At 72.3% G+C, this 24,773-nt stretch carries 22 protein-coding genes; 4 read left to right on the forward strand and 18 right to left on the reverse strand.

Annotation, left to right across the window (positions count from 1 at the left end; all coding sequences use genetic code 11):
* Positions 1-7: 7 nt before the first annotated feature.
* A complete protein-coding gene (locus GJR97_RS07675; RefSeq protein ID WP_229276102.1) occupies positions 8-1,564 on the reverse strand; it encodes a carboxylesterase/lipase family protein in 1,557 nt (518 codons plus the stop codon).
* Positions 1,565-1,944: 380 nt separating this feature from the next.
* Here GJR97_RS07675 and GJR97_RS18175 point away from each other — a divergent pair, with 380 nt between their 5' ends.
* Positions 1,945-2,376 (forward strand): MFS transporter, encoded by a 432-nt coding sequence (locus tag GJR97_RS18175; protein ID WP_229276104.1) that lies wholly within the window; start codon positions 1,945-1,947, stop codon positions 2,374-2,376.
* On the opposite strand, the gene GJR97_RS07685 is transcribed toward GJR97_RS18175, so the two are convergent.
* Entirely contained in the window at positions 2,291-4,510 is a 2,220-nt protein-coding gene (locus GJR97_RS07685; RefSeq protein WP_324613278.1) for an ATP-dependent Clp protease ATP-binding subunit, read from the reverse strand. The two genes, GJR97_RS18175 and GJR97_RS07685, sit on opposite strands and share 86 nt — an antisense overlap.
* 167 nt (positions 4,511-4,677) lie before the next feature.
* Between GJR97_RS07685 and GJR97_RS07690 the strand changes: the two genes are divergently transcribed.
* Complete coding sequence (locus GJR97_RS07690) at positions 4,678-5,178, forward strand: nitroreductase family deazaflavin-dependent oxidoreductase (protein ID WP_154345904.1); 501 nt, start codon at positions 4,678-4,680, stop codon at positions 5,176-5,178.
* Between the two features lie 13 nt (positions 5,179-5,191).
* On the opposite strand, the gene GJR97_RS07695 is transcribed toward GJR97_RS07690, so the two are convergent.
* From GJR97_RS07695 to GJR97_RS07740, 10 genes are all read right to left on the reverse strand, one after another.
* Positions 5,192-5,680 (reverse strand): SRPBCC family protein, encoded by a 489-nt coding sequence (locus GJR97_RS07695; RefSeq protein WP_195760635.1) that lies wholly within the window; start codon positions 5,678-5,680, stop codon positions 5,192-5,194.
* A 40-nt stretch (positions 5,681-5,720) separates the two neighbouring features.
* On the reverse strand, positions 5,721-6,884 hold the full coding sequence (locus tag GJR97_RS07700) for an FAD-dependent oxidoreductase (RefSeq protein ID WP_154345906.1): 1,164 nt from the start codon (positions 6,882-6,884) through the stop codon (positions 5,721-5,723).
* Positions 6,877-7,638 carry a methyltransferase gene (locus tag GJR97_RS07705; RefSeq protein WP_154345907.1) on the reverse strand — a complete coding sequence of 254 codons (762 nt, stop codon included), beginning with the start codon at positions 7,636-7,638 and terminating at the stop codon, positions 6,877-6,879. The genes GJR97_RS07700 and GJR97_RS07705 overlap by 8 nt, the downstream gene beginning before the upstream one ends.
* A gap of 3 nt (positions 7,639-7,641) precedes the next feature.
* Positions 7,642-8,790, reverse strand: coding sequence for a type III polyketide synthase (locus tag GJR97_RS07710; RefSeq protein WP_154345908.1), 1,149 nt, complete (start codon positions 8,788-8,790; stop codon positions 7,642-7,644).
* 145 nt (positions 8,791-8,935) lie between these two features.
* The gene (locus GJR97_RS07715; protein WP_324613279.1) at positions 8,936-10,072 is read right to left on the reverse strand and encodes an AI-2E family transporter; all 1,137 of its coding nucleotides are present in this window, start codon (positions 10,070-10,072) and stop codon (positions 8,936-8,938) included.
* A 35-nt stretch (positions 10,073-10,107) separates the two neighbouring features.
* Positions 10,108-11,982: an alkyl/aryl-sulfatase gene (locus GJR97_RS07720; protein ID WP_154345909.1), complete on the reverse strand. Its 1,875-nt coding sequence runs from the start codon at positions 11,980-11,982 to the stop codon at positions 10,108-10,110.
* A gap of 70 nt (positions 11,983-12,052) precedes the next feature.
* Positions 12,053-12,724 carry a GAP family protein gene (locus tag GJR97_RS07725; protein ID WP_154345910.1) on the reverse strand — a complete coding sequence of 224 codons (672 nt, stop codon included), beginning with the start codon at positions 12,722-12,724 and terminating at the stop codon, positions 12,053-12,055.
* Positions 12,725-12,811: 87 nt separating this feature from the next.
* Entirely contained in the window at positions 12,812-13,435 is a 624-nt protein-coding gene (locus GJR97_RS07730; RefSeq protein ID WP_154345911.1) for a hypothetical protein, read from the reverse strand.
* 10 nt (positions 13,436-13,445) lie between these two features.
* Positions 13,446-13,802 carry an SHOCT domain-containing protein gene (locus tag GJR97_RS07735; protein ID WP_229276108.1) on the reverse strand — a complete coding sequence of 119 codons (357 nt, stop codon included), beginning with the start codon at positions 13,800-13,802 and terminating at the stop codon, positions 13,446-13,448.
* A gap of 10 nt (positions 13,803-13,812) precedes the next feature.
* Complete coding sequence (locus GJR97_RS07740; RefSeq protein ID WP_154345912.1) at positions 13,813-14,244, reverse strand: DUF6325 family protein; 432 nt, start codon at positions 14,242-14,244, stop codon at positions 13,813-13,815.
* A gap of 182 nt (positions 14,245-14,426) precedes the next feature.
* Between GJR97_RS07740 and GJR97_RS07745 the strand changes: the two genes are divergently transcribed.
* Complete coding sequence (locus GJR97_RS07745) at positions 14,427-14,822, forward strand: SHOCT domain-containing protein (RefSeq protein WP_324613280.1); 396 nt, start codon at positions 14,427-14,429, stop codon at positions 14,820-14,822.
* 65 nt (positions 14,823-14,887) lie between these two features.
* On the opposite strand, the gene GJR97_RS07750 is transcribed toward GJR97_RS07745, so the two are convergent.
* The 6 genes from GJR97_RS07750 to GJR97_RS07775 form a co-directional block, all read right to left on the reverse strand.
* Positions 14,888-16,015 carry a hypothetical protein gene (locus GJR97_RS07750; protein WP_154345913.1) on the reverse strand — a complete coding sequence of 376 codons (1,128 nt, stop codon included), beginning with the start codon at positions 16,013-16,015 and terminating at the stop codon, positions 14,888-14,890.
* Between the two features lie 136 nt (positions 16,016-16,151).
* Positions 16,152-16,559, reverse strand: coding sequence for a DUF7144 family membrane protein (locus GJR97_RS07755; RefSeq protein ID WP_154345914.1), 408 nt, complete (start codon positions 16,557-16,559; stop codon positions 16,152-16,154).
* A gap of 90 nt (positions 16,560-16,649) precedes the next feature.
* Positions 16,650-17,147 (reverse strand): DUF2017 family protein, encoded by a 498-nt coding sequence (locus GJR97_RS07760; RefSeq protein WP_154345915.1) that lies wholly within the window; start codon positions 17,145-17,147, stop codon positions 16,650-16,652.
* A complete protein-coding gene (gene clpS, locus GJR97_RS18180) occupies positions 17,144-17,440 on the reverse strand; it encodes an ATP-dependent Clp protease adapter ClpS (RefSeq protein WP_400997552.1) in 297 nt (98 codons plus the stop codon). Before clpS ends, GJR97_RS07760 begins: the two co-directional genes overlap by 4 nt.
* A gap of 68 nt (positions 17,441-17,508) precedes the next feature.
* Complete coding sequence (locus tag GJR97_RS07770; RefSeq protein WP_154345916.1) at positions 17,509-20,178, reverse strand: ATP-binding protein; 2,670 nt, start codon at positions 20,176-20,178, stop codon at positions 17,509-17,511.
* Between the two features lie 81 nt (positions 20,179-20,259).
* A complete protein-coding gene (locus tag GJR97_RS07775; protein WP_324613281.1) occupies positions 20,260-21,390 on the reverse strand; it encodes a class I SAM-dependent methyltransferase in 1,131 nt (376 codons plus the stop codon).
* A gap of 106 nt (positions 21,391-21,496) precedes the next feature.
* Between GJR97_RS07775 and GJR97_RS07780 the strand changes: the two genes are divergently transcribed.
* Positions 21,497-24,703, forward strand: a complete 3,207-nt coding sequence (locus tag GJR97_RS07780; RefSeq protein ID WP_154345917.1) for a hypothetical protein — start codon at positions 21,497-21,499, stop codon at positions 24,701-24,703.
* The last annotated feature ends 70 nt before the right edge of the window (positions 24,704-24,773 follow it).

Raw genomic sequence — 24,773 nt, forward strand, 5'->3', positions numbered from 1 at the left:
TCGCCGGTCACACGTGCGGGACGAACTCCTGCCACGCCCGCCGCTTCTTCCGGCGCGGGTCCTCGATCACCCGGTCGACGCGGTCGAGCACGAGCGTGCGTCGATGCGCCTCGTCGTACCGCGGCCAGTCGTCGCCGGGCGCACCGGATGCCGCGAAGCCGGTCCAGTGGGCCTGCATCCGCCGCCCCACCGCCCGGAACATGCGCCGGCCGCCGAGCAACGTGAGCCCGGCGCCCACCGGGGTGTCGAACTTCTCGAACAGGGCGAAGAGCTCCAGCCCGTGGGTCGCGTCGAGGCCGAGCAGCCGCGCCGCGCGCGGCGCGGCGTCGAATCGGTAGCACCACGTCGGCGCCCACCGGGAGTGCCGCTCGGCGACCTTCACGGTCGGGAACCAGAACGTGAAGTCGCCCGCGAAGTCGGCCGCGGCGCGCCGCTCGGGCAGCCCCGGGTAGCGCGCCGTGATCGCCTTCCGCGCGCGCTTGGGCGTGTTCGCGAAGATCGCGCGGATGCGCGGCTTCGTGGTGGGAAGGATGTCGATGCGCCCCTCGAACAGCGACCCCTCGCGGTCGTTCGTGCCCACGATGAGCGGCACGCGGTGCGCGAGCCCGTCCCGGACGGCATCGAGCGGCCGCCGCGGCAGGAACTCGCCATCGATCACGGGGGCGAGCGCGATGGTGCCGGGATGCTCGTCCGGCGTCCGGACGGTGAGCTCGGTCGTCGCGTCGGCGAGGCGCATCGGATCCGCGGCGCGGAGCATGGCCGCGGCATCCTCGGGCGCCTCGCTGTCGAGGTCGTCGTCGTCGACGAGCCGAGCGAGGATCCGCACGTACTCCGCCGCCCAGCGCTGCGCGACCGCGGGCGGATAGACGGCGTTCGCCGGCGAGCTCTGCGCGATCGCGCTCGAGAACAGGCCCTCGGCGGCGGGCACCGCGAGGAGGGTCGTCACGGAGTTGCCGCCCGACGACTCGCCGAACAGCGTCACCCGATCCGGGTCGCCGCCGAAGGCCCGGATGTTGCGCCGGACCCACTCGAGCGCGGCGACCTGGTCGCGCAGCCCGAGGTTCACCTCGAACGGATGCTCCGGGCGGGAGTAGGCGCGCAGGTCGAGCCAGCCGAGCGCCCCGAGGCGGTAGTCGATGCCGACGTAGACGACGCCGTGCTCGCGCACGAGGCGCTCGCCCTGGCGCGGGTACTCCGCCGCCGAGCCGACGCTGTACGCGCCGCCGTGCACGAACACCATGACCGGACGGAGGCCGCCGCCGTGATCGACGTCGGGCGCGGTGACGTTCAGGCGCAGGCAGTCCTCGCTCCGGGCGAGGTGCTCGGCGGCGCCGAGGAACTGTCCCCGGCGATGCTGGGGGGCCACGGGACCGAAGGCCGCCGCGTCGCGGACCCCGCCCCACGGCTCCGGCCCACGTGGCGCGCGGAACCGGAGGGCGCCGGCCGGCGCCGATGCATAGGGGATGCCGCGCCACTGCCTCGTGCCTCGGCGGCGTCGCCCTCGCACCGCCCCCGCATCCGTCTCCACGACCTGCGGGTCCATCGCCCGCTCCACCCCCCGCATGCGGCGACCCTAGGCGGCGCGGGTGAACCCCGGGTGACCGGGAACTCCGAGCGGCGGTTGTCGCCGGCGTCGGGCAGACTGCACGGGCGACCGGCATGAAGGGCCATGTTCATCGGCTACGGCCAGATGGAGGCGGGGTTCCCGGCCTTCGCCCGGCAGGTCTCGGAGGTCTCGACGCGCGTCGTGGGGTTCTCGTTTCGCCGTCAACACGGCCGTGATCGTGCTCCTGCAGTTCACGGTGCTCAAGCTCATCGCCGGCCACCGGCGCACCCGGGTGATGCAGGTGATGACGCTCGTGTGGGGCGGCTTCGCGGCTGATCCTCGGCGCGACGGGTCTCCGGCCCGGCTCGATCACCGCGGCGATCGGCGTCCTCGCGTTCATGGGCGTGTTCGCGTTCGGCGAGACGATGCTCCAGCCCACGATCCCCGCGATGTACAACGACCTGGCGAGCGACCGCAACCGCGGCCGGGTGAACATGGTGAACGCCGCCGCCGTCCAGGGCGGCGCGATCACGGGACCGATCGTGGCGGGCCTCCTGCTCGACCAGGGCCGGCATGCCGGCGACATCGCGACGATGGTCGTCGGATGCGGCGTGATCGCCGTGCTCGCCATCGCGCTCGAGCGCCGCCTCCCCGCTGCGGCGAACGGGGTGCCGGAGCCGTCGCCGACGGCGTCCCGGCACCCGAAGCGCCCTGACGCCCGGCTCGGGCTCGGAGGCTCCCGCGCTACTCCTCCACGATCTCCGCGTCGATCACGTCGTGGTCGCCGCCCTCGGGCACGTCGCCCGGCTCGGGCGCCCGCGTCACCGTGAGGTGGTCGCCGTCGGGCGCGAGGCCCACCACGACGGTGTCGCCGTCGCGGATCTCGCCGGCCAGCAGCGCACGCGCCAGGCGGTCGGCCACCTCGGTCTGGATGAGCCGGCGCAGCGGCCGCGCGCCGAACAGCGGGTCGTACCCGCGCTCGGAGAGCCACGTGCGCGCGTCGGGCGTCACGCCGAGCTCGAGCCGCCGCTCGTGGAGTCGCGCGGTGAGCCGGTCGATGGAGAGGTTCACGATCTCGCCGAGCTCCTCCTGCGTGAGCGCCGAGAAGACGACGAGGTCGTCGAGGCGGTTCACGAACTCGGGCTTGAACGCCTGGCGGACGGCCGCCATCACGGCGCCCTCCTTCTCCTCCCACGACAGCGTCGGGTCGATGAGGAACTGCGAACCGAGGTTGGAGGTGAGGACGAGGATCACGTTGCGGAAGTCGACCGTGCGGCCCTGGCCATCCGTGAGCCGCCCGTCGTCGAGCACCTGCAGCAGCACGTCGAACACCTCGGGGTGCGCCTTCTCGACCTCGTCGAAGAGGATCACCGAGTACGGGCGGCGACGAACGGCCTCGGTGAGCTGACCGCCCTGCTCGTAGCCGATGTACCCGGGAGGTGCGCCGACGAGCCGCGCGACCGAGTGCTTCTCGCCGTACTCCGACATGTCGATGCGCACCATGGCGTGCTCGTCGTCGAAGAGCACCGACGCGAGCGCCTTGGCGAGCTCGGTCTTGCCGACACCGGTCGGTCCGAGGAACAGGAACGAACCGGTCGGGCGGTCGGGGTCGGAGACGCCGGCCCGTGCGCGGCGGACCGCGTCGGCGACCGCCTCGACCGCACGGCGCTGGCCGATGACCCGGCGGCCGAGCTCCTGCTCGAGGTGGAGCAGCTTCTCGGTCTCGCCCTGCATGAGCCGGCCGACGGGGATGCCGGTCCACTGCGCGATGACCGCGGCGATGTCCTCCTCGGTGACCTGCTCGTTGACCATGCGCGGCTCGTCGGGCGCCTGCTCGGCCTGCTCGGCTGCCTCGAGGTCGCGCTGGAGCTGCGCGATGGTCTCGTACTCGAGCTTCGATGCCTTCGCGTAGTCGGCCTCGCGCATCGCGCGGTCGCGCTCGGTCATCGCCTCGTCGAGGCGCTTCTTCAGCTCGCCGACGCGGTTCAGCGACATCCGCTCGCGCGACCAGCGCTCCTCGAGCGCGGCGAGCTCGCGCTCGTTCTCGAGGAGCGTCTCGTGCAGGCGCTCGAGCCGCTCCTTCGACGCGTCGTCCTTCTCCTTCTTCAGGGCGAGTTCCTCGAGCCGCATCCGGTCGACCTGGCGCTTGAGCTGGTCGATCTCGACGGGGCTCGAGTCGATCTCCATCTTGAGGCGCGACATCGCCTCGTCGATGAGGTCGATGGCCTTGTCGGGCAGTTGCCGCGCGGAGATGTACCGGTTCGAGAGCGCGGCGGCGGCCACGAGGGCGGCGTCGGTGATGGTCACGCCGTGGTGGGCCTCGTACCGGCCCTTGAGCCCGCGCAGGATGGCGACGGTGTCCTCGACGCTCGGCTCGCCGACGAAGACCTGCTGGAAGCGGCGCTCGAGCGCGGCGTCCTTCTCGATGTACTCGCGGTACTCGTCGAGCGTGGTCGCGCCGATGAGCCGCAGCTCGCCGCGGGCGAGCATGGGCTTGAGCATGTTGGAGGCCGCGACCGACCCCTCGCCGCCGCCCGCCCCCATGAGCAGGTGCAGCTCGTCGACGAACGTGATGATGCGGCCCTCGGCCTCGTTGATCTCCTTGAGCACGGCCTTGAGCCGCTCCTCGAACTGGCCGCGGTACATGGCGCCCGCGACGAGTGCGGAGATGTCGAGCGCGACGAGCTGCTTGTCCTTCAGCGAGTCGGCGACGTCGCCGGCCACGATGCGCTGCGCGAGCCCCTCGACGACGGCGGTCTTGCCGACGCCGGGCTCGCCGATGAGCACCGGGTTGTTCTTGGTTCGCCGTGTGAGCACCTGGCTGACGCGGCGGATCTCGGCGTCGCGACCGATCACGGGGTCGAGCTTGCCCTGCTTCGCGATCTCGGTGAGGTTGACGCCGTACTGTTCGAGCGCCGACTTCTGCTCCTCCTGCGAGCTCGGCGCGCCCTGCATGTTGGCCACGGGGCTCCTTTCGACAAAGTTGAGTCTACTACGCTCAACTTGCGGACCGTGAGCGGTATTCCGGATGCCGTGCCGAACGCGTACCCGAGCACGGCACCGGGACGCTCGGGAATTGCAGCGCGGATGTCCGCGTTACCGTGGAGCGACACCCGAACAAGGAGGAACGGATGCCGCTCGAGGGCGACTACGCACCCAGCACGGCCAAGTGGGCACGCGACCAGGCCGAGACCTACGAGGCGACGGGAGGGCGCGAGGCGAACTCCCTGCGCGGGAAGCCCGTCATCGTGCTGACGACGGTCGGCGCGAAGAGCGGAAAGCTCCGCAAGACCGCGCTCATGCGCGTCGAGCACGACGGCGAGTACGCCGTCGTCGCGTCGACCGGGGGCGACCCGAAGCATCCGGCGTGGTACTTCAACCTGAAGGAGGAGCCGCGCGTCGAACTCCAGGACCGCGACGTCAAGCGCGACTACCTGGCCCGCGAGGTCACGGGCGCCGAGAAGGAGCTGTGGTGGGGGCGCGCGACGGAGGTCTGGCCCGACTACGACGGGTACCAGGCGAAGACCGACCGCGAGATCCCGATCTTCGTGCTCACCCCGCTCGAGGCCGAGGCGACCGCCGTCGACGCAGCCGACTCGGTCGAGGCCGAGGACGACGGCGCCGCCGCCTGACGGGCCGCGAGACTCAGAGATCCGCTTCCGCGAGCGCCCTGATGTTCTCGGCGCTCCGCGTCATGCGTGCACGGATGAGGTCGGCGTCGACCGAGTCCGGGACGCTCACGAGGATCGTGATGCGCGTCGCGCCGGGTCCCTCCGCTGCGAACTCCGCACGCGCGGGCATCTCGAAGCCCCCCTCGGTGATCAGCACGCCGAACGACCGGGGCGGCTCGTACTCGACGACCTCCATCGTGCCCTCGACCGGCTCGCCGTAGCGCGTGTTCCGCCGCCGGAACACGGTGCCCACGCCCGTCGGCTCGTCCGACGTGCGTTCGAGCGAGACGTCGGGGTCCCAGCGGGGGTGGTTCTCGGCGTGGGCGCCGGCGTACCAGGCGAAGACCGCATCGAGCGGCCGTTCGATGCGCAGTGAATTCTCGACCCACATGAGGTCCTCCTGCCCGAGGTGCGCGGCGACGTCGCCTCGCACCCTCGACGTGGCGTAGGTCGAGTCAAGCACCGGCCGATACCCGCGGCAAGCGTCGCGACCCTCCGGGCCCTCAGAGCCACTGCATGGTGAACGCCCGCCCGAGGAATCCCCGAAGCCCCGGCAGGCCGAGCACGCGCACCGCCGCATTGCGGGTCCGCAGCCGCAGGCCCGTCGCGGGCGCGCCCATGCGCATGTTGAACGCGGCCTGCCGGGTCGCGCGCAGCGCGGCCGCGCGGCGCGAACGGTCGTAGGCGGCGAACACGTCGATCGGGGCGGCCGCGGCGAGCGCGCCGGCGAGCTCCCGGTCGAGGTGCACGGCGTCGCTCCATCCGAGGTTCATGCCCTGACCGCCGATCGGGCTGATCTCGTGCGCGGCGTCGCCGACGAGCACCACGCGGCCCGAGGCCATCGGGTGGGCGACGTGCTGCGCCGCCACGAACGCGGTGGGCGTGGTCGCGGCATCCGTGTCGAACGACGAGCCGGTGCGGGACTCGACCACGGTCGCGATCGCGGCGGCGTCGAGCTCGGTGGGTTCGCGTCGGACCCGCGCGACCCACCGCCGTCGGCCGCCCGGCAACGGGAACGACTCGACGACGCCCGCCGGCTCGAAGTGCAGCAGCGCGGTCTCGGGCGCCCCCGTGTCGTCGCGCGTGTCGCACATGACGTACGAGGCGCGGCCGCGACGCGGCTTCCAGTCGGCGCCGATGAGCGAGCGGATGCCGCTGCGCACGCCGTCGGCGCCGACGGCGTAGCGCGCCGGCAGGTCCACCTTCGACTCCCCGTCGACCGCGTGCACGACGAGGTGCGTCCCACGGTCGGTGACGCCGGTGACCTCGACGCCGCGCCGGATGGAGACGGTCCGGGCGCCGTCGATCCGCTCCTCGAGCAGGGCCTCGACCTCGAGCTGCGGCAGGGAGTGCACCAGCCCGGAACGGGGGAACTTCAGCCGGCCGAGGGTCCGTCCGTCGCACGTGACGCGGCCGTCGCGGATGACGACGGCCCGCCGCCGCACCTCGTCGCCGATCCCCGCGGCGGCGAGGGCGCGGAGCCCGGGCGGGTGGATGCCGATGGCGCGCGAGGGCGTGGCGGCCGGGTCGGGTGCGTGACGCCGCTCGAGGACCACGGCGTCGAGGCCCCGGCGCGCGAGCAGGCACGCGAGCAGGAGGCCCACTGCACCCCCGCCGACGACGACCACGTCGTGCATCGGCCGCGCGCCCGACTCCGCCTCACTCATCCGGGATCTCGCTGCCCCACACGAGTTCGAGCCGCGACGGGAACCCGCGCTTGACGCGCCAGCCGCGGGGGATGGCGCGCGCCAGCTCGGGCGCCGTGTGGCTGCGCCGGATCGAGGTGAGCCCGTCGGGGCGGATGAACGAGCCCGCGAGCACGTTCCAGGCGAACGGCAGCGTCGCCGCCCAGAACCCCAGGTACGCCCCACGGCTGCGCTCGATGTCGCCGTGCACCCCGATGCCGCCCGGCGCGACGAGCCGTTCGGTGTCGGCGAGCAGCGCACCGAGCTCCGCGGCGCCGAGGTGGTGCAGCACGTGGTTCGACCAGACCACGTCGAACGTCTCGCCCTCGGCGACGAGATCGGCGGTCGTCGCCACCCGGGTACGGAAGCCCGACGTCGCGAAGCGCGACGCGGCCGAGACGGCACGGTCGTCGGGGTCGATCGCCACGACCTCGAGCCGCAACCCGTCGCGCTCGGCGAGCTGGAGGATCCGATGCGGGAGGTCGCCGCCGCCCACGCCGATGTCGAGCAGGCGAGCCCGATGCGTGGTCGCGAGCCGCGGCCGCACCCACTCCTCGTACACGGCCGCGGGCCGCGACACGATGCGGTTCACGACTCCGAACCGGTGGAAGGTGCGTTCGAGTGCCTCGGGGTCGGCGGCCGGGTCGTCCATCAGCTCTCGCGCGTCCACGTCCCTGTGGTCGAGCGTGGCGAGCGCGTGCAGCAGCCCCGGCCCGCCGGCGTCAGCTCCCGGCATCCGTCACCCCTTCACCGTCAACAGGGCGGACTCGACGGTGAGTCCCGGCCCGAACGCCATCGCCGCGACGCGGTCGCCGTCCTCCGACGACGCGCGGTCGAGGATGTTCCGGAGCACGAACAGCACGGTGGCGCTCGACATGTTCCCGAAGTCGCGGAGCGTCTCACGCGCGGGCTCGAGCTGCGGCTCGGTGAGCTTCAACCGCGACTCGACCTTGTCGAGGATGCTCCGGCCACCCGGGTGGATGGCCCAGTGCGCGACGCGCTCGCCCGCGGCATCCGTCGCCAGGCCTTCGGCGAGGTCGTCCTCGGCGGCGAACAGCGGCTCGAGCGCCCCCGTGATGTGGTCGTCGATGATGGCGGGCACCGCGTTGGAGAGCACCATCTCGAAGCCGTGGTCGCCGATCTTCCATGCCATGTCGCCCTCGCCCACGGGCGTGATGCGGGTCTCGAACCGGTCCAGCGCGAACGCGCGCTCGCCCTCCTCGAGCGGGCGCGCCGTGACCACGCCGGCACCGGCGCCGTCGGCGAACAGCGACGACGCGACGATCGTGTCGGGGTCGTTCGAGGAGCGCAGGTGCAGCGTGCAGAGTTCGACGCTGACGACGAGCACGACCGCGTCGGGGTCGGCGACGCAGAACTGGGCGGCGGTCCGCAGCGCGGGCATCGAGGCGTAGCAGCCCATGAAGCCGAGGTGGTAGCGCTGCACCGCGGGCCCGAGCCCGAGGTCGCGCACGAGCATGTAGTCGGGACCCGGCGCGTAGAAGCCCGTGCACGAGACCGTGACGACGTGCGTGATGTCGGATGCCTCGATGCCGGGTGTCGCGTCGATGGCGCGACGACCCGCCTCGAGGTACATCTTCGTCGCCTCGACCGCGTAGATCTCGTTGCGCGCCTTCGTTCCCGGCAGCAGGAGGTCGCCCGTCGTCCGATCGAAGAACACCGGTTCGTCGTCGCGTTCGTCGAAGGTGAGCTCCTCGAGCACGCTGTAGCGTCGTTCGATCCCCGACACGTCGAACGACGTCGTGATGATCCGCTGCGCGAGCCGATTGAGGCCCGGCTGCGCGGAGAAGACATCGCGGACCGCCGACTGCGGGAGCACGGTCTCGGGCACGGCGGTCGAGAGACCCCTCAGGTGCACCCCCGCGCTCATGCCGTCGGCCTCGGATCGGTTCGTCGCTGCGGCATGGGTGCCCCCTCTCCCCGCTTGCAGACTAGCCGCGCGGGCCGTCGTCGATCCAGCATCGCGCGCGCATCCACGGCTCGCGTTCAGCCGGATCGCCCGGCGGGGCGTGGGCTCAGGCGCGTTCATCCGATGCGGGCTCCGGCGAGGGTGCCGCCGCGCCCGTGGTCGCCCCCGGGGGCGGCGCCTGGACCGCCGCGTTCCCCGAGAGCCAGCGCAGCCACCCGTTCCCGTCGCCGAGCAGCGCCTCGCGTGCCGCGAGGGTGAGCGGGATCGACAGGATCGCGCCCAGCGGGCCGATCACGAACGTCCAGAACACGACCGAGAAGAAGCTCAGCGTGAGCGAGAGGTCGACCGCATCGCTCACGAACTTCGGCTGGACGAGCACCTGCAGCACGACGTTGACGACGGAGTAGACGGCGATCACGACGAGGAGGAGCGGCACTCCTCCGACGACGAACGCGAGGATCGCGGGCGGGACGAGCCCGAGCACGAACCCGATGTTCGGGATGAAGTTCGTCACGAACGCGAGGATCGCCCACACCGCCGGGATCGGGATGCCGAGGGCCCACAGCGCGAGCCCATCGATCACCGCGACGATCGCGCCGAACGACGCGTTCACGACGTAGTAGCGGCGGATGGACGAGTTGAGCGCGCGGATGCGATCCACGCGGGGCCGGATGCCGGCGCCGAAGGCGCGCTCGGCACGTCGGTAGCGGGCGGCGTCGGCTGCCATGAAGATCACGTAGGCGAGCACGAAGAACGCGGCCGTGAGGAATCCGAGCAGCCATCCGCCGAGACCCTGCGCGAGGTCGAGCAGCGCCGACGGGTCGAGCGCCGAGGCCGTCGCATCCGCCAACTGGTCGCCGAGCCCGACCGATTCGAGCCAGGCGGCGACGGATGCCACGGCCGCCTGCAGCTCGTCGACGACGTCGACCACGAGGTCGGCGAACTCGACGCCGGCGAAGACGAGCAGCGCCGCGAGCACCGCGAGGATCAGGTACACGACCGCGATCACCACGGTCGTCGCCGCCCACGCGGGCCACCCGCGGCGCTCGAGCGGATGCCGGATCGGATGCGCGATCACGACGAGCACGAGGGCGAGTGCGAGCGGAGCGACGAGCTCGCGCCCGAACCAGAGCGCGACGAGCACGAGCAGGGCGGCGATGACGGTGACGCCGCCGCGCAGGCTGGGCGCGCCGGTGGCGCCCGTGCGGCCGGACTCGGGGAGGGGAGGCGCCTGATCGGTCACGGACCCCACGATAGGCGGCGCCTCCCCTCCCGTCGTCACGGCAGGACGATGTCGAACGACGGGTCGCCGGGCTGCAGCACCGACATCAGCCGGTCGAGCACGTCGGTGTCGCCGCCGCGCTCGATGCCCGCGCTCTCGCGGTCGCCCCCGAGGAGTGCGAGCATGCGCGGCTTCGCCAGGGCCACCGTCGCCTGCGCGCTCGCCTCGTCGGCCGGCTTCTCGACGTAGACGAGCACTCCGTTGCGCAGCGTGACGCGGAAGTTCCGCCCGACGTCGGTGAACGTCAGGTCGAGCACGAGGTCGAGGTCCCATGCACGGGGTCCGTCGACGGTGATCGCGATCGCGTCGAGCAGTTGCTCCGGAGTCAGCTGGGCGAGGATCTCGGGCGCCGCCGTCGAAGTCGGCGTGCCGAAGTTCTCGCCGCGCAGTTCCGTGGCGCCCGAGAGGAAGAAGTTCCGCCACGGCCCGTTCTCGGCGCCGTAGGCGAGCTGCTCGAGCGTGTCGGCGTAGAGCGTTCGCGCCGCCGCATGGTCGGCATCGGCGAACACGGCGTGGTCGAGCAGGGTCGCCGCCCACCGGAAGTCGCCCTCGTCGTACGCCTGCTGCGCGAGCTCGACGACCCGGTCGACGCCGCCGATCGCCGCGACGTACCGCTCGGCGAGCGGCTTCGGCGGGTGCGGCCACAGCCGCGCGGGGTTGCCGTCGAACCAGCCCATGTAGCGCTGGTAGATCGCCTTCACGTTGTGGCTCACCGAGCCGTAGTAGCCGCGCGCGTGCCAGGCGTTCTCGATCGCCGGCGGCAGTCGGATCTCCTCGGCGATCTCGGCGCCGGTCATGCCCTGGTTCAGCATGCGCAGCGTCTGGTCGTGCAGGTAGGCGTAGAGGTCGCGCTGCAACCCGAGGAACTCCCGGATCTCGTCGGCGCCCCACGTCGGCCAGTGATGCGAGGCGAACACCACGTCGACCCGGTCGCCGAAGCGCTCGATCGCCTCGGTGAGGTAGCGCGACCAGACGTGGGGGTCGCGCACGAGCGCCCCACGCAGCGTCAGGAGGTTGTGCAGGGTGTGCGTCGCGTTCTCCGCCATGCACAGCGCCCGCTTCTGCGGGAACAGGAAGTGCATCTCGGCCGGCGCCTCGGTGCCGGGCGCCATCTGGAACTCGATCTCGACGCCGTCGATCACGTGCGTCTCGCCCGTGCGCCGGATCTCGAGCGTCGGGACGAGGATCCCGGCGTGCCCCGTGGACGTGGACTGGCCGAGGCCCGCGCCGACGGCGCCCTTCGGCCCGCGCTCGAGCGCGGCGCCGTACATGTAGCCGGCGCGACGACCCATCGCGGTTCCCGCGTACACGTTCTCTGCGACGGCCTCGCCGACGATCCCGATCGGGGCGATGACCTGCACGCCGCCGGGCCGCACGTCCTCGGGGTCCACGACGCCGAGCACGCCGCCGAAGTGGTCGATGTGGCTGTGCGTGAAGATGACGGCCGTGACCGGGCGGTCGCCCCGGTGCTCGCGGTAGAGCGCGAGCGCCGCCGCCGCGGTCTCCTTCGAGATGAGCGGGTCGATGACGATGACCCCCGTGTCGCCCTCCACGAAGCTGACGTTCGACAGGTCGAGCCCGCGCACCTGGTGGATGCCGTCGGCGACCTCGAACAACCCCTGCTTCGCCACCAGCGTCGACTGCCGCCAGAGGCTCGGGTTGACGGTGTCGGGCGCGTCGCCCGTGATGAACGCGAACTCGTTCGCGTCCCAGACGACCTTCCCGTCGGCGTCGTGGATCTCGCCTGGCTCGAGGGCCGCGACGAACCCCCGGTCGACGGCGTCGACGTCGCGGCGATCGCCGAACGGCAGGTTCGACGCGAGCTCGCGCTGTCGCGCGCGGATGGCCTCGGTCGCGTCCTTCTGGTGCATGGCTCCCTCTCCGGTTCTCCGACGGTCGGATCCGTCGCGGTCGATGCGGCGTCGCTGCTCGGCGCCTGGCTCAGAAGTTGCCGACGCCCTTGCCGATCAGCACCACGCCGATCACGAGCAGGAGCACGGCCATGACGGTCGCGTTGTTGTGCACGAGCCATCCGCGCAGCCGCTCGAGCGGTGCGGCCATGCGCTCCGATGCCGCCAGGTAGGCGATCACCGGAACGGCGACGGATGCCGCGGCGACGACCGTGAAGACGAGGAGCACCACCGCGGTCGGGCCCGCGCCGAGCTCGGCCGAGCCGATCGCCAGGCCCGCGCCGGCCCCGAGGAGGAGGTTCTTCGGGTTCACGGCGGCGAGCAGGAAGCCCAGTCCCAACGCCCTGCCCGCGGTCATCGAGTCGATCCCCGCCATCCACTTCGGCAACGGCGGCTCCACGCCGGGGGCCGGGCGGCTGCGCCACTGGCGGAGGGCCAGGAAGAGCAGGCCCGCCCCGAGCACGAGCTGCATGACCGCCGTGATCGGCTTCGGGTCATCCGCTCCGCCCTGCGGCAGCACCGCCGAGAGCAGCGTGAACACGGTCGCCGCGACCGCGATGCCGAGGACCCAGCCGCCGAGGAAGCCGACGCTCGTCGTCCTGGCCCGCGGCGAGAGCAGCATCAGGATCGCGGCGATGATCGGGACCGGACTGATCGCGATGCCGACCGCCAGGGGCAGGGTGTCACCGATGGCCGAGCCCATGGGCGGCCTCCTCGTCTGCGACCTCGGTCGCGTCCGGGACCCGAACCGGGTCCGCGCTGTCGATGGGTCCGGGGCGCGCCACGGAGATCAGATCCGTATCGGGAACGTCGTCAGGATGACCACCCCGACGATCGCGACGACCCCGGCCAGGCCGAGCAGGGTTCGCGCCATCCACGGAACGATCTCGCGTTGGGACATCGCCGTGAGGAAGAGCACGAGCGCGAAGAGGACGGTGAGCAGCGAGTAGTTGTCGCCGCGCTGGTTGTTCTCGAGGGCCGCGGCGAACTTCTCGTCGGCGCGCGCGTTCAGTTCCTCGGCCTCGTACGTGCCCTCGGGAACGTATTCCTCGCGCGCGAAGGGCGCCCGCTCGATCTGGCCGTCGCGGACCCAGGCGTCGTACGCCACCTCGAACTCGGGCGTGAACCGCTGGCGGATGTAGTCCGCCAGCTCATCCTCGCCGCGACCGACCGCCTCCACGTACGAGGCGTAGATCGTGAGGTCGAACGTCCGCGCCGACCTCGCCTCGCCCTCGGCCGATGCGGCCTGGATCCGGGCACTCGAAGCCTGGCTGAAGGCGATCGACATCTCGCCGCCCCACTTCGAGGCCTGGAACCCGCACCACGCCGTCAGCACCGCCACGACCGACAGCAGGAAGACGCCGATGATCTCAGTGGCGCGCTTCCAACGGTCGCGCGTCTCGCCTTCGGTCATCGGGGCGCCGTCAGCCGAGCAGCTTGGCCTTCGCCGCGGCGAACTCGGCGTCGCTCAGGATGCCCTGCTCCTTCAGCGTCGCGAGCTTCTGCAGTTCGGCGACGACGTCGACGCCGGCGGCTGCAGGGGCTGCGGGCGGCGGCGGCGCCTGCATCGCCGCCTGCTGCGCGGCCGCCTGCTGGGCCTGGTACTGCTCGGCCTCCCACTGCTGCTGGGCGGCTGCGCCCTCCTGCGCCTGCTGCTCCGCGTACCTGCCCTGCTGTCGACGTGCGACGCGACCGCTCACGGCGGTCGCGGTTCCGGCGACGACCGCGGTGCGCGCGGCCATCCCGATCAGGCCGGGTCGACCCATCCTTCGAATCGGCATGACGTTCCCCCTACTCCTCGTCGCTCGCCTCGGCGAGCACCTCGTTCACGACCGTGGCCGGGATGCGCTCCACCTGCAGCACCTCGCCGCCGGATGCGGCGAACGCCGACGCGATCTTCTTCGCCCACAGCAGCTCGATCGCCATGATCGCGCCCGACGTTCCGGGCGGGATCGTGTCGGCGAGCTCGTCGATGTCCTCGTCGCCGATGACGCCGGACGCCTCGAGCTCGACCACCGTGAAGCCGGCCTCGTCCCGGAACTCCTCGTACTCGCGAACCGTGACCTCGCCGTCGTCGTCGCGCGAGACGATCAGCAGGTCGAGCAGCCGGATCTCGTCGCCGACCATCAGCTCACCCAGTGCCGTCGCCGTCGCCTCGTCGAGGCGATCGCCCTCGAAGCTCACGACGTAGACGTCGACCGGACCGTATTCGAAATCAGCCATCGATTCCCCCCTTGGAGAGCAGACTAGGCGCGCGCCGCACGGCAACGCCAGTCCCGATTCCAGTGCACCTCGCGGCGCGCCGACGTGCCCAAGGTCCTCCCGCACAGAGCCCCCGCGCCGCTAGTGTGACGCTCGGGGGCGGCATCCGGCGTCCCCGTCAACGACTGGAAAGGCCCAACCCCGTGGACTTCGCGAGCAACTTCTGGAACTTCGTCTGGATCTTCTTCTGGAGCTTCGCCTTCATCGCGTACCTCTTCGCGCTGTTCGCGATCATCGGCGACCTCTTCCGCGACCACCAGCTGAACGGCTGGTGGAAGGCCGTCTGGATCATCTTCCTGATGTTCGTGCCGTTCCTCACGGCCCTGATCTACCTCATCGCCCGCGGCAACGGCATGGCGGAGCGTTCCGCCGCTGCGGCCTCCGACGCCCAGGCCGCGACCGAGGCCTACATCCGCCAGACCGCAGGCGCATCGGCGAGCCCGTCCGACGAGATCGCGAAGGCCAAGGCGCTGCTCGACGCCGGCACCATCTCCGCGCAGGAGTACGAGGCCATCAAGGCCAAGGCGCTGAGCGCCTGACGCACGACGACGACGGCCGGGCACCCGCGGGGCCCGGCCGTCCGTCGTCGCGGCGACCTCCCGCGTCAGGCGGTGACCGCCACCACCCGACGGGCCCCGACCGACCCGGTGTTGCGCAGGAACAGGATGATCCAGCTGAAGATCAGCAGGCCCGCGACGAGCTCGACCGCGGTCAGGTTGTAGTACCCGATCGCGAAGAACACCCCGAGCACCACGATCACCCCGACGTACACCCAGCCGAGGATCACGAAGACCCGCGGCATCGAGGGCAGGAAGCGCGGGAGCCCGATCACGATCACCGCGTAGACGACGGCCATGCCCGAGGCGACGGTGTTGTGCAGGAGGAAGAAGTCGTCGACCGGGAAGATGCCGACGCACGCGAGCAGGACCCCGATGAGGACCAGCCCGTACCGGACGAAGTCCCTGCCGCGCCGGTCGCGGTCCGTCGTCACCGGCAGGCCGGCGGTCGCGTACCGGGCGACGATCGTGACGATGGCGCCGGCGATCACGAGCGTCAGGTTGAACGCCAGTGCCGAGAGGTCGTCGGTCATGCCGAGCGCGCTGAGGTTCATCTGCCACCAGTGGGGATCGGTCGAACTGAGCATCGCGGTCACGACGCCCACCACGAGGAACACGGCGAGCACGATCGACAGCAGCATCGGGGTCATCCGCACCGACGAGAGGAAGCACACGTACGCGGTGAGCGTGAGCGCGACCCCGAAGAGCACGGCTGCCGGCAGCGGGTAGACGGGGGCGCCGATGAAGCTCTGCTCGAGGACGTCGGCGAGGGCGACCCAACCGAGCATGGCGATCACGGCATGCGCGATCGACAGGGCGACGACGTCGAACCACCGCAGCCGCGGCGCCTCCGCACCGCGCGGCCCGGTCGCGCTGCGTGTCGCCGCGGCATCCTCGACCGACGGATCGTCGGGCTTCGGCCCGAACCGCCTGCGCTGGAGGAGGCGGCCTGCGACGAACGCCACGGCCGCGGCGATCGCCGAGCCGAGCGCGATGTACATGCCGAGGGAGTCCCGGCCCGAGATCGCGAGGTCGCGACCCCAGAATGCGAGCAGCCCGATCGGCGTCGCGAGGACGAAGACGATCGCGCCGAGGATCAGCGCCGACGACTCGGTCGACTCGGTCGTGCGCGTGGGCTCGCGCAGGATCCCCACGATCGAGGACGGCTGGGACATCGTTCCTCCGCTCAGCGCCGCCCGTCGCGCCGTCGACCGGCGCAGGCGCCGGGCCCGCGGCACCAGACTGCCAGCAGCGTGGGCGCGATCGCCAGCGCCGGTCCGTGGGATCGCCTCGATACGCGCGGCCGGAGGATCAGCGCCTCGCGGCGAGCTCCTTGCCGTGCACCGTGAGCGCGTAGATCACGAACACGTCGACCGCGATCACGATCGCCGACCACCAGGGCTGCAGCGGGAGCACCATGAGGTTCGCCAGGACGCTGAAGGCCGCGAGGACGATCGCGACGACCCTCGCCCACGAGGCGCCGGCGAGCAGGGCGACGCCCACGAGCACGAGGAAGAGCCCGAGGAACAAGTGCAGCCAGCCCCAGCCCGTGGCGTTCAGGATCAGCAGCTCGCCGTCGGACGGCTTCAGGAAGTAGGTGTTGTTCGGCAGCAGGATCGCGATGAGTCCGTAGATGGCGCCGATCGCGCCGGAGATGATGATCATCACACCGGCGAACCAGCCCCAGCCGACCCAGCCGGTGACGTTCGTGTCTGACATGGCGCGCCTCCATCCGGCACGCCCCCCGATGGGCGCGCCCACGCGCATCGTCCTACGATCCCCGATCGCGACCTCGGGACCTTCGGCCCGTCACCGCCCGATCGGGTCGAGCACCTCGAGCATCGAGCCCTGCACGATGCCCGCCCATTCGTAGGCGGCGCGCAGGTAGTCGTCGCGCTCGTCGTCGGCGGGTTCCGCCTCGTCGGGGTCGGTCACGCCGACGCGCTCGGCGAGGATCAGCCGCAGGTCGGTGAGGAACGTCAGCCATCCCCAGGCCTGCGCCTGGTCGAGCTCGATCTCGACCAGGCCCGCGTCGCGCTCGGTGGCCGTGGCGTCGCGGACGGATTGGGCGGCCTGGCGCTTGCCGTCGACGAGGCTGTCGCGCGTGTAGCGCGTGAAGTCGCGCGCGGCCTCGCGGTCCTCGGGGTACGCGGACGGGAAGAGGCGCCCCAGCGCCGGGTCGTCGTCGCCGCCGAGCAGCAGGACCGAGTCGACCTGGTCGGCGAGCTCCGACAAGAGCATCGCCTCCTCCGTCTCCAGCACGATCCGCACGCCGTCGGCGCCGCCCTCGCGTCCGGCGACGATCACGGCTCGGCCTTCGAGACGGTCGCCTGCAGCCCGTAGCCGTGCATGGCGTGGACGTGTCGCTCCATGGCCTCGCGATTGCCGGATGCCACGACCGCGCGCCCCTCATGGTGCACCTGCAGCATGAGTCGCTCGGCCTCCTCTCGCGGGTAGCCGAAGTAGCTGCGGAACACGTACGTGACGTAGGTCATGAGGTTGACGGGATCGTCCCACACGATCGTCTGCCAGGGCAGGTCGGGCCGGACGGCCTCGTCGGTGACGAGGTCGGCGTCGAGCTGCTCGATGGTGGACGTCACGATCCCAGACTGACACGGTCGCGGCCCGCTCGCACGTCCCCATCGAGGGATCCCGCCGACGCCCCCGGTCAGCCGCCGTCCGTCGGCACCGGCCGCCCGAGCGCGTACTCGACGGCCTGCGCCAGGTCCATGGCCATGCCCGCCCGGTAGAGCGGCTCGAGGTCGTCGCGGCTCGGGTCGATCTCCTCGATCGAGAGACCGCGGATCCGCGTGATCTCGTGGTCGACGATCTTCGCGCCCGACGAGTTCCTGAGACCGCGCACGGCGCCCGCGAGCCGGGCCGCCCGCTCCTCGTCGTCGGCCGCCTGCGCGAGCGCCGCGGCCAGCGACAGGAAGAGCACGACGGCCGAGACGTCGCGGTGCGGTGCGAAGAGCTCGAGCCCCTCCTCGAGGTAGTCCCACGCCGTGGCGATGTCACCGAGCCTCGCGGAGAAGATCGCGACCTCGAACATGCCCCACCCCATGCCGAACTCGTTGCCGGCGGCCCGATAGTGGTCGATGCTGCGATGGAAGAGCTCGAGCGACTGCTGGACGTCGTCATCGAGGTCGGACACGGCGAGGCCCCTGCCCCACGTGATGTTCCCGAGCCCGTTCTCATCGCCCAGGCTCCGGAAGATCTTCTCCCCCTCGTCGTAGAGCGCGTAGACCTCGGTGCGCACCTCGTCGGTGATGCCGGTGGTCACGGCGGCCACGGCCTGCCCGATCGCCACGTTGTAGATCGCGTTCGCGATCTCGGCGGGCTCTCCGAGTTCGCGTTGGATCGCGAGCGCCTCGCGGTAGGGCGGCACGCATCGCTCGATCTCACCCTGCCACCAGTACACCCCGCCGAGCGCCTCGAGGGCGCGGGCACGGTTGAGCGGTTCGCCGCCGGGGAGCGAGACCACGGTCTCCAGCCGGCTCCGACCCTCGTGCAGGTGGCCGCGCGACTGCCAGAAGCGCCACGATGCGGCGGCGAGCCGGAGCGCGAGGTCGGTCTCCCCGTGCACGGCGGCCCAGTCGAGCGCGGTTCGGACGTTGTCGTGGTCGGCGTCGAACCGGTCCAGCCAGGCGGATCGGTCCTCTCCCAGGACGTGCGCGGCGACCTCCTCCGCCCAGGCGACGTACGCCTCGAGGTGGCGCCGGTGCACGGCCTCGCCGGTTCCGCTCGCCTCGAGCTTCAGCAGCGCGACCTCGCGGATCACGTGCAGCGTGCGGAAGCGCGCCCGGCCGCCCGGTGCTGCGACCTGCCGGAGCAGCCCCTGGTCGACGAGCTCGGCGAGGCCGCCCAGCAGGTCGACGTCGATGTCGTCGCACACCCGCTCGATCTGCTCGAGGTCCGCGCCGCCGGCGAAGACCCCGAGGCGTGCGAAGAGGTCCTGCACGGGCGGGTCGAGCAGGTCGTGGCTCCACTCGATCGCGCCCTCGATGGTCCGCTGCCGCTCCGGGAGGTCGATCGTCCCGGTGCCGGGCCGGGCCGGGTCGAGCCTGGCGAGGATCTCGGGCACCGGCAGCAGCCGCACGCGCGACGCGACGAGCTCGATCGCGAGCGGGAGACCGTCGAGCCCGCGCACCAGCTCCGAGACCGCGGCAGCGTTCTCCGGCGTCACCGTGAAATCGGGTCGGACCGCCATGGCGCGGTCGACGAACAGCGCGACGGCGTCGGTGTCGGTCGCCCGGCTCACGTCGCGCCGGTCGGGGAGGTCCATGGGCTCGAGGGGCATCTCCTGCTCGGCGGCGATCCGGAGGGGCCCACGGGACGTGACGAGGAAGCGGGACCTCGGCGCGACCGAGACGAGGTCGGCGACGATCGGCGCCGCGGGGATGAGCTGCTCGAAGTTGTCGAGGATGAGCAGCACCTCGAGGTCGCCCATCCGCTCGAGCAGGGCGTCCCGCGGCGGCCGGTTCCCGGGCGACGAGTCCTCGCCGAGGGCGCGGAGGATCTGCGACGGCACGACCTCCGGATCGTCGACCGGTGCGAGGTCGACGAAGAACACCCCGTCGCGGAACTGCCCGCCGACCTCGGAGCCGACCTGGAGGGCGAGCCGGGTCTTGCCCGTTCCGCCCGTGCCGGTGACGGTCACGACGTGCGAGGACTCGAGCAGCTCGCGGACCCGGGCGCGTTCGCGTCGTCGCCCGACGAAGTGGGTGACCTGCGCCGGGAGGTTGTTCGGCACGGCCTCGAGCGACCGCAGGGCGGGGAATCGGGCGTCGAGCCCGGTGATGTCGAGCTGGAAGATGCCCTCGGCCTGCGACAGGTCCCTCAGGTGGTGCCGGCCGAGGTCGTGGAGCACGACGTCGACCGGCAGCTCGTGCTCCACGAGCGCCGCGGTCGACGCGGACAGCACGACCTGCCCGCCGTGCGCGGCGGCCATGATCCGAGCGGCGCGATGGACGTCGAGCCCGATGTAGTCGTCTCCGCCGAGCAGCCCCAGCCCGGTGTGCAGTCCCATGCGGACCTTCGGCGCGAGCCCCTCGGGCCAGTCGTGACCGGCGATCCCCCGTTGGGCCGCCACCGCCGCGGTCACGGCGTCGATCGCCGAGGCGAAGGCCGCGAAGAACCCGTCGCCCTCGGTCTTGACCACGGTGCCCCCGCTGCCCGTGATGGCCTCGCGGACCAGTGCGTCGTGCTCCGCGAGCAGCGTCGGCCACCGCTCACCGGCAGCCTCGACGAGGCGGGTCGATCCTTCGACATCCGTGAACAGGAAGGTGACCGTCCCCGTCGGGAGACGACGACGGCTCGTGGCAGCCGTGGTGGTCACACTCCGAGCCTGACAGGTTCGCGCCGAGACCGCACGCCCCAGTTCGCGGCGTGTCCGCTCGGACGGCGCACGAGCGCGCGCTCAGCGTCGCGTCGAGGCCGTGACCGTGAACTTCGGGTTGCGTGCGATCTCCCGGGTCGGACCGACGATGCGCTCCAGCATCGGTCGGTAGCGCAGGTGCGAGTTCCACACGCACCAGAGCTCGCCGCCGGGCGCGAGCACCCGCGCGGCCTCGCCGAACAGGTGCGTCGCGATGCCCGTGTGCACGGCGGCCTCGGAGTGGAACGGCGGGTTCAGCACCACGAGCCGCTCGCTCGCGTCGGGGAGGTGCTCGAGGCCGTCGGCGCGCGCGACGTCGACGCGGTCGGCGACGCCGTTCGCGGCCGCGGTGAGCGGGGCGGATGCCGCGGCCGCGGCGCTCCGGTCGGAGGCGCGCACCACGAGCCCGGGGCGCTCGCGCGCGAGCCAGGCGGCGACGACGCCCGAGCCGCAGGCGAGGTCCACGGCGGTCCCGGCGTCGGGCACCGCGCCGCCGAGCACGCCGAGCAGGAACCGGGTGCCGATGTCGACGGTCGTACCGGCGAACACCCCGCCGTGCGCCACGACCTCGAGCCCGAGGGCGGCGTCGCGCGCACTGCGCGGCCAGGGCGTCGAACGGGACGGATCCGGCCGCGGGGCGGTCGCGACGAGCACGCGCGACTTCTGCCGGGCGTGCGTCACGTCGAGATGTGCGAACCACCGGTCGAGCACGTCGTTCATGGCGAGCGACATGTGCTTGATGCGGCCGCCGGCGAACACCCGCACGTCGGGTGCGGCGTGCCCCGCGATGAGCCCGGCGACCTCGTCGAGCCGGTCGAGCGCGCGCGGGAGCCGCATCAGCACGACTCGGGCATCGGCGACGAGCTCGGGCTCGAACGGAAGGCTCGTCGGGCGCTCGTCGGCGGGCAGGCCCAGCCGCTCGGCGTTCTCGCGAAGCGCGCGCTCACCCGTGATCGGGTCCTGGTGCACGCGGACGCCGCGCGCACCGGCCGCGACCGCGCCGAGCGCGAGCGCCCCGTACGCGTCGTCGATCACGACGACCGAACCCTGCACCGGCGCCGCTTCGGCGAGCGCGGTCGCCGACTCGTCGAGGATCAGCCGGTCCGCGGCATCCGCCGCGGCCAGCCCCGGCGCCTCGAGGTCGGGATGCCGTCGGAGCGCATCGAAGTCCACCCCGGAACCCTACCCGCGCAGCATCCGCCGAATCTCCCCCGAACGGGGCGCACGGCGCCACCCGCCACAGGACTATCGTCACGGCCAAGCCTGGATGGGGGGAGCCATGGCCGCCGTCGTCGAACGTGCCTCGGCATCGTCCGTGGCAGGGCGGGCCCGCGCCGCCGACGAGCTGAAGCGGTGGGTCAAGTCCCGGCGGCCGCGCACGATGCGCGCCATCGTCGCGGTCACGGTGGCGCTCGCCGCGATCATCTCGCTCGCCGAGATCGACCGGCTCATCGCCGGCGCGCTGAGCGCCACCGGACGCAGCGCGTCGCTGAACGGCACGATCGGGCCGCTCGCACTGCTCTCCCGGGAGAGCTGGTCCGAATGGGCGTCGAGCGCGAGCCGCGGTTCGATCGGCGGATGGATCATCGCGTCGATCCTCATCGACCTGGCCCTCATCGTCGCCTACTTCTGGATGGCGAAGCGCATCATCGCCCGGATGGGCGACGAGGATCCGCGGCGGTACGCGCACACGACCCTCATCGTGCTGCTCGGCGTCGAGGCGGCCGAGTTCGTCGTGCTGCTCGCGGCAGCGCTGCTCCTCGTGTTCGGCGGGGCGCCGGTCCCGGCCGACCAGGCGGGCCTCCTGGCGCCGCTCGGTCCGATCGCGATCACCGAGGCCGCGCTCGGCACCCTCAAGTGCGCGCTCATCCTGCTGCTGGCCGTCTTCGTCGTGCGCGACGCCCTCGCTCGGCGGATCATCTGGACCGCCGTCCGCCGGCTCGCGCAGGCGCTCTGGCTGCACCGGCTGTCGGCCGTGCTGGTCCTCGCCCTCGCGGTCCTCACGTGCATCCCCACCGAAGGCGTGCTCGACCAGCTTCCGGACCTGCAGCGCCGGTGGGCGGCGTTCGACGGCGCGGCCGGTCGGCACATGGCCCTCGCCCTCGTGGCGATCGCGATCGCCGTGCTCTGCGCCTGGTCGCTCGGCCGGGCGCGCACTCGCGCACTCGCCTCGGGGGTCCGGGGGTTCGACGTGACCGAGGTGACGCCCCGCCGCGTGCACGCGCTGTGGTGGCTCGCCCCGATGATCGTCTGGCTCGTGCTCTGGGTGGTGACGGGGTCGCTGACCGGCGCTTGGGTGCCCGGATGGTCGGCCATCGTGTTCCTCGTCGTGCCAGCGCTCGTCATGCTGACCTGGCTGCGCTGGCCGGATGCCGCGTGGAAGATCACTCCTCGGATCGACCGCCTCGACCGCGCGCGCTGGGCGTGGCTCACGGGCGACGCCGTCGCCGTCGCCATCCCGGTCATCGCGGGACTCGGGCTCGTGCGCTCGTTCACCGCGCCCGTGTTCGCCGGGCGGCTGCCGAACGACGCCGCGGAGCGGTATCCGCTCTCCATCGTCCTGCTCCTGCTCGGGCTCGCGATGGCGGTCGCCTCGCCGTGGCTGCTGCGGTGGAAGTGGCACGTGCCGGTGCTGCTCGACCCGACCGTCCGCGTGGACGCGGACGCCGGGGCGCCGCGGCGACGGCGGATCCACGTCATCGTCATCGTGCTCGGGTTCGCCGCCGGGCTCCTGCTGCTCGCGTGGATCGGCCTCCTGCCTGTGCAGACCGCCGCGCTCTTCGGGGCACCGGCGCTCGCGGTGCTGCTCCTCACCGCGTGGGGTGCGGTGCTCGGTGCCTTCACGGTCGTGCTGCAGGACCACCCGCCCGCGCCCGTCTTCCGGTTCCTGCGGCTCCGTGCGGATCCCGTCCTCACGCTCGCCATCACGATCCCGCTCATCTGGGCGATCATCGCGCCGGTGGTCGGTGCGGACGACGTCGGCCTGCACGGCGTCCGCACGGGGGCGGTCGCGTCGAAGGGCGATCCGGTCGCGGCGCGCAACGCCGACGACTCGTTCGAGGACCAGGTGGACGATCGGTTGGGCACGCTCGCCCGCGCCGGCTGCACGGCCACCGTCGGCGATGCGGAGTTCACTCCGGCGCTCGTGGTCGCCGCCGAGGGCGGCGGCATCCGCGCCGCGTACTGGACCGCGCGGGCGCTCGACCAGCTCCGCGGTCGCGTCGACGAGCCGGACTGCATCGCCGCCTCCGTACTGCTGTCGAGCGGCGTCAGCGGCGGGTCCGTGGGACTCGCCGTCGCCGCCGCCGGTGAATCGGACGAGGTCCGTGCAGCGACGGAGCTCAAGCGGCTCGCGGGACCGGACGCCGTCGGCACCGGCGCCGCGTCGCTCATGGTGGGCGATCTCGTCGCCTCGGTGACCGGGCTGCGCCTCCCGTCGAACGTCGCCGGCGAATGGGCGTGGCGCGACCGCGCGGCCCTCATCGAGGACGTGTGGGTTGACGCCGTGAACGGACTCGAGGCCACGGTCGCGCTCGAGGCGAACGACCGCGTCGGCATCCCGGTGCTGAACTCCACCGACATCCGCTCGAAGTGCAAGGTGCTCGTCTCGAACGGGCTCACGACCGAGGCCGGGCCGACACCCGCGCCGCCGACGACGTCCGGCGCCGGCGGTGCGGCGCCCGACGACGACCCGGACGCCGCCGCCGCCGCGGTCGAGGCCGACCCGAGCATCGGATGCGAGACGCCCGCGACGGCTCCCGCGGCGAGCCTGCCCGTCGCGTCCGCGTGCTTCTCCGACATGGATTGGGCGACCGCGGCGATGCTCTCCGCGCGCTTCGCCGTGATCACGCCGGCCGCGCGCATGCCGGGCGAGAGCGTCTGCGGCAACGCGAGCATGCAACTCGTCGACGGCGGCTACGCGGAACCGTCGGGCCTCGGCACCGCCGCCGACCTGGCGCCGGTCATCGCCGACCGCATCGCGGCGTGGAACCGCGAACACCCGACCGCGGATCCGATCGTGCCGATCCTCGTGTACCTGAAGAACTCCGCCGGGTACGACCTCCGACGCAACCTCGAGGACGTGACCGCCGAGCCCCTCGTCCCGCTCGTGGGGTATCCGGCCCTGACGAAGGCCGCCACCGAGCAGGCGCTGCGACAGCGGGTGACCGCGGCGTTCGTGACGATCGGCGAGGTCGACGAAGGCGACGCCACGACGGCGGACGCGGAGCCGACGGCCTCGAACGAGGGCTCCGAGAAGGCGGCTCGCGCGATCGAGGAAGTGCAGGACTGCGCGAACCCACGATGCCTGCCGGGCCTCGAGGTCATCGTCGCGCCGTCCACCGTGCCCGCGGTGATGCCGCCGCTCGGCTGGGCGCTGAGCGGCTTCAGCATCGGGAGCCTCGACCGCGCCATGCTGGTGCAGACGGAGAAGTCGACGACGGACGTGCCGAACCTCCGCACGCTGCGCTCGCTCACCGAGGACTGACGCGCCCGTCCGGGAACGCGTCGGATCGTCGCGCGGAACCCGATGGCGGCGATCAGCCGCGTTTGGTAGG

Source organism: Agromyces kandeliae (genome assembly GCF_009674665.1).
Taxonomy (GTDB): domain Bacteria; phylum Actinomycetota; class Actinomycetes; order Actinomycetales; family Microbacteriaceae; genus Agromyces; species Agromyces kandeliae.

What these genes read in the sequence shown, in the direction of transcription:
- GJR97_RS07740 (WP_154345912.1), bottom strand. Translation starts at nt 14,244, where the DNA reads ATGGCTGATTTCGAATACGGTCCGGTCGACGTCTACGTCGTGAGCTTC.
- GJR97_RS07690 (WP_154345904.1), top strand. Translation starts at nt 4,678, where the DNA reads ATGCCGCTCGAGGGCGACTACGCACCCAGCACGGCCAAGTGGGCACGC.
- GJR97_RS07710 (WP_154345908.1), bottom strand. Translation starts at nt 8,790, where the DNA reads ATGAGCGCGGGGGTGCACCTGAGGGGTCTCTCGACCGCCGTGCCCGAG.
- GJR97_RS07730 (WP_154345911.1), bottom strand. Translation starts at nt 13,435, where the DNA reads ATGACCGAAGGCGAGACGCGCGACCGTTGGAAGCGCGCCACTGAGATC.
- GJR97_RS07780 (WP_154345917.1), top strand. Translation starts at nt 21,497, where the DNA reads ATGGCCGCCGTCGTCGAACGTGCCTCGGCATCGTCCGTGGCAGGGCGG.
- GJR97_RS07675 (WP_229276102.1), bottom strand. Translation starts at nt 1,564, where the DNA reads ATGCGGGGGGTGGAGCGGGCGATGGACCCGCAGGTCGTGGAGACGGAT.
- GJR97_RS07700 (WP_154345906.1), bottom strand. Translation starts at nt 6,884, where the DNA reads ATGAGTGAGGCGGAGTCGGGCGCGCGGCCGATGCACGACGTGGTCGTC.
- GJR97_RS07735 (WP_229276108.1), bottom strand. Translation starts at nt 13,802, where the DNA reads ATGCCGATTCGAAGGATGGGTCGACCCGGCCTGATCGGGATGGCCGCG.
- GJR97_RS07725 (WP_154345910.1), bottom strand. Translation starts at nt 12,724, where the DNA reads ATGGGCTCGGCCATCGGTGACACCCTGCCCCTGGCGGTCGGCATCGCG.
- GJR97_RS07755 (WP_154345914.1), bottom strand. Translation starts at nt 16,559, where the DNA reads ATGTCAGACACGAACGTCACCGGCTGGGTCGGCTGGGGCTGGTTCGCC.
- GJR97_RS07750 (WP_154345913.1), bottom strand. Translation starts at nt 16,015, where the DNA reads ATGTCCCAGCCGTCCTCGATCGTGGGGATCCTGCGCGAGCCCACGCGC.
- GJR97_RS07705 (WP_154345907.1), bottom strand. Translation starts at nt 7,638, where the DNA reads ATGCCGGGAGCTGACGCCGGCGGGCCGGGGCTGCTGCACGCGCTCGCC.
- GJR97_RS07720 (WP_154345909.1), bottom strand. Translation starts at nt 11,982, where the DNA reads ATGCACCAGAAGGACGCGACCGAGGCCATCCGCGCGCGACAGCGCGAG.
- GJR97_RS18175 (WP_229276104.1), top strand. Translation starts at nt 1,945, where the DNA reads ATGGGCGTGTTCGCGTTCGGCGAGACGATGCTCCAGCCCACGATCCCC.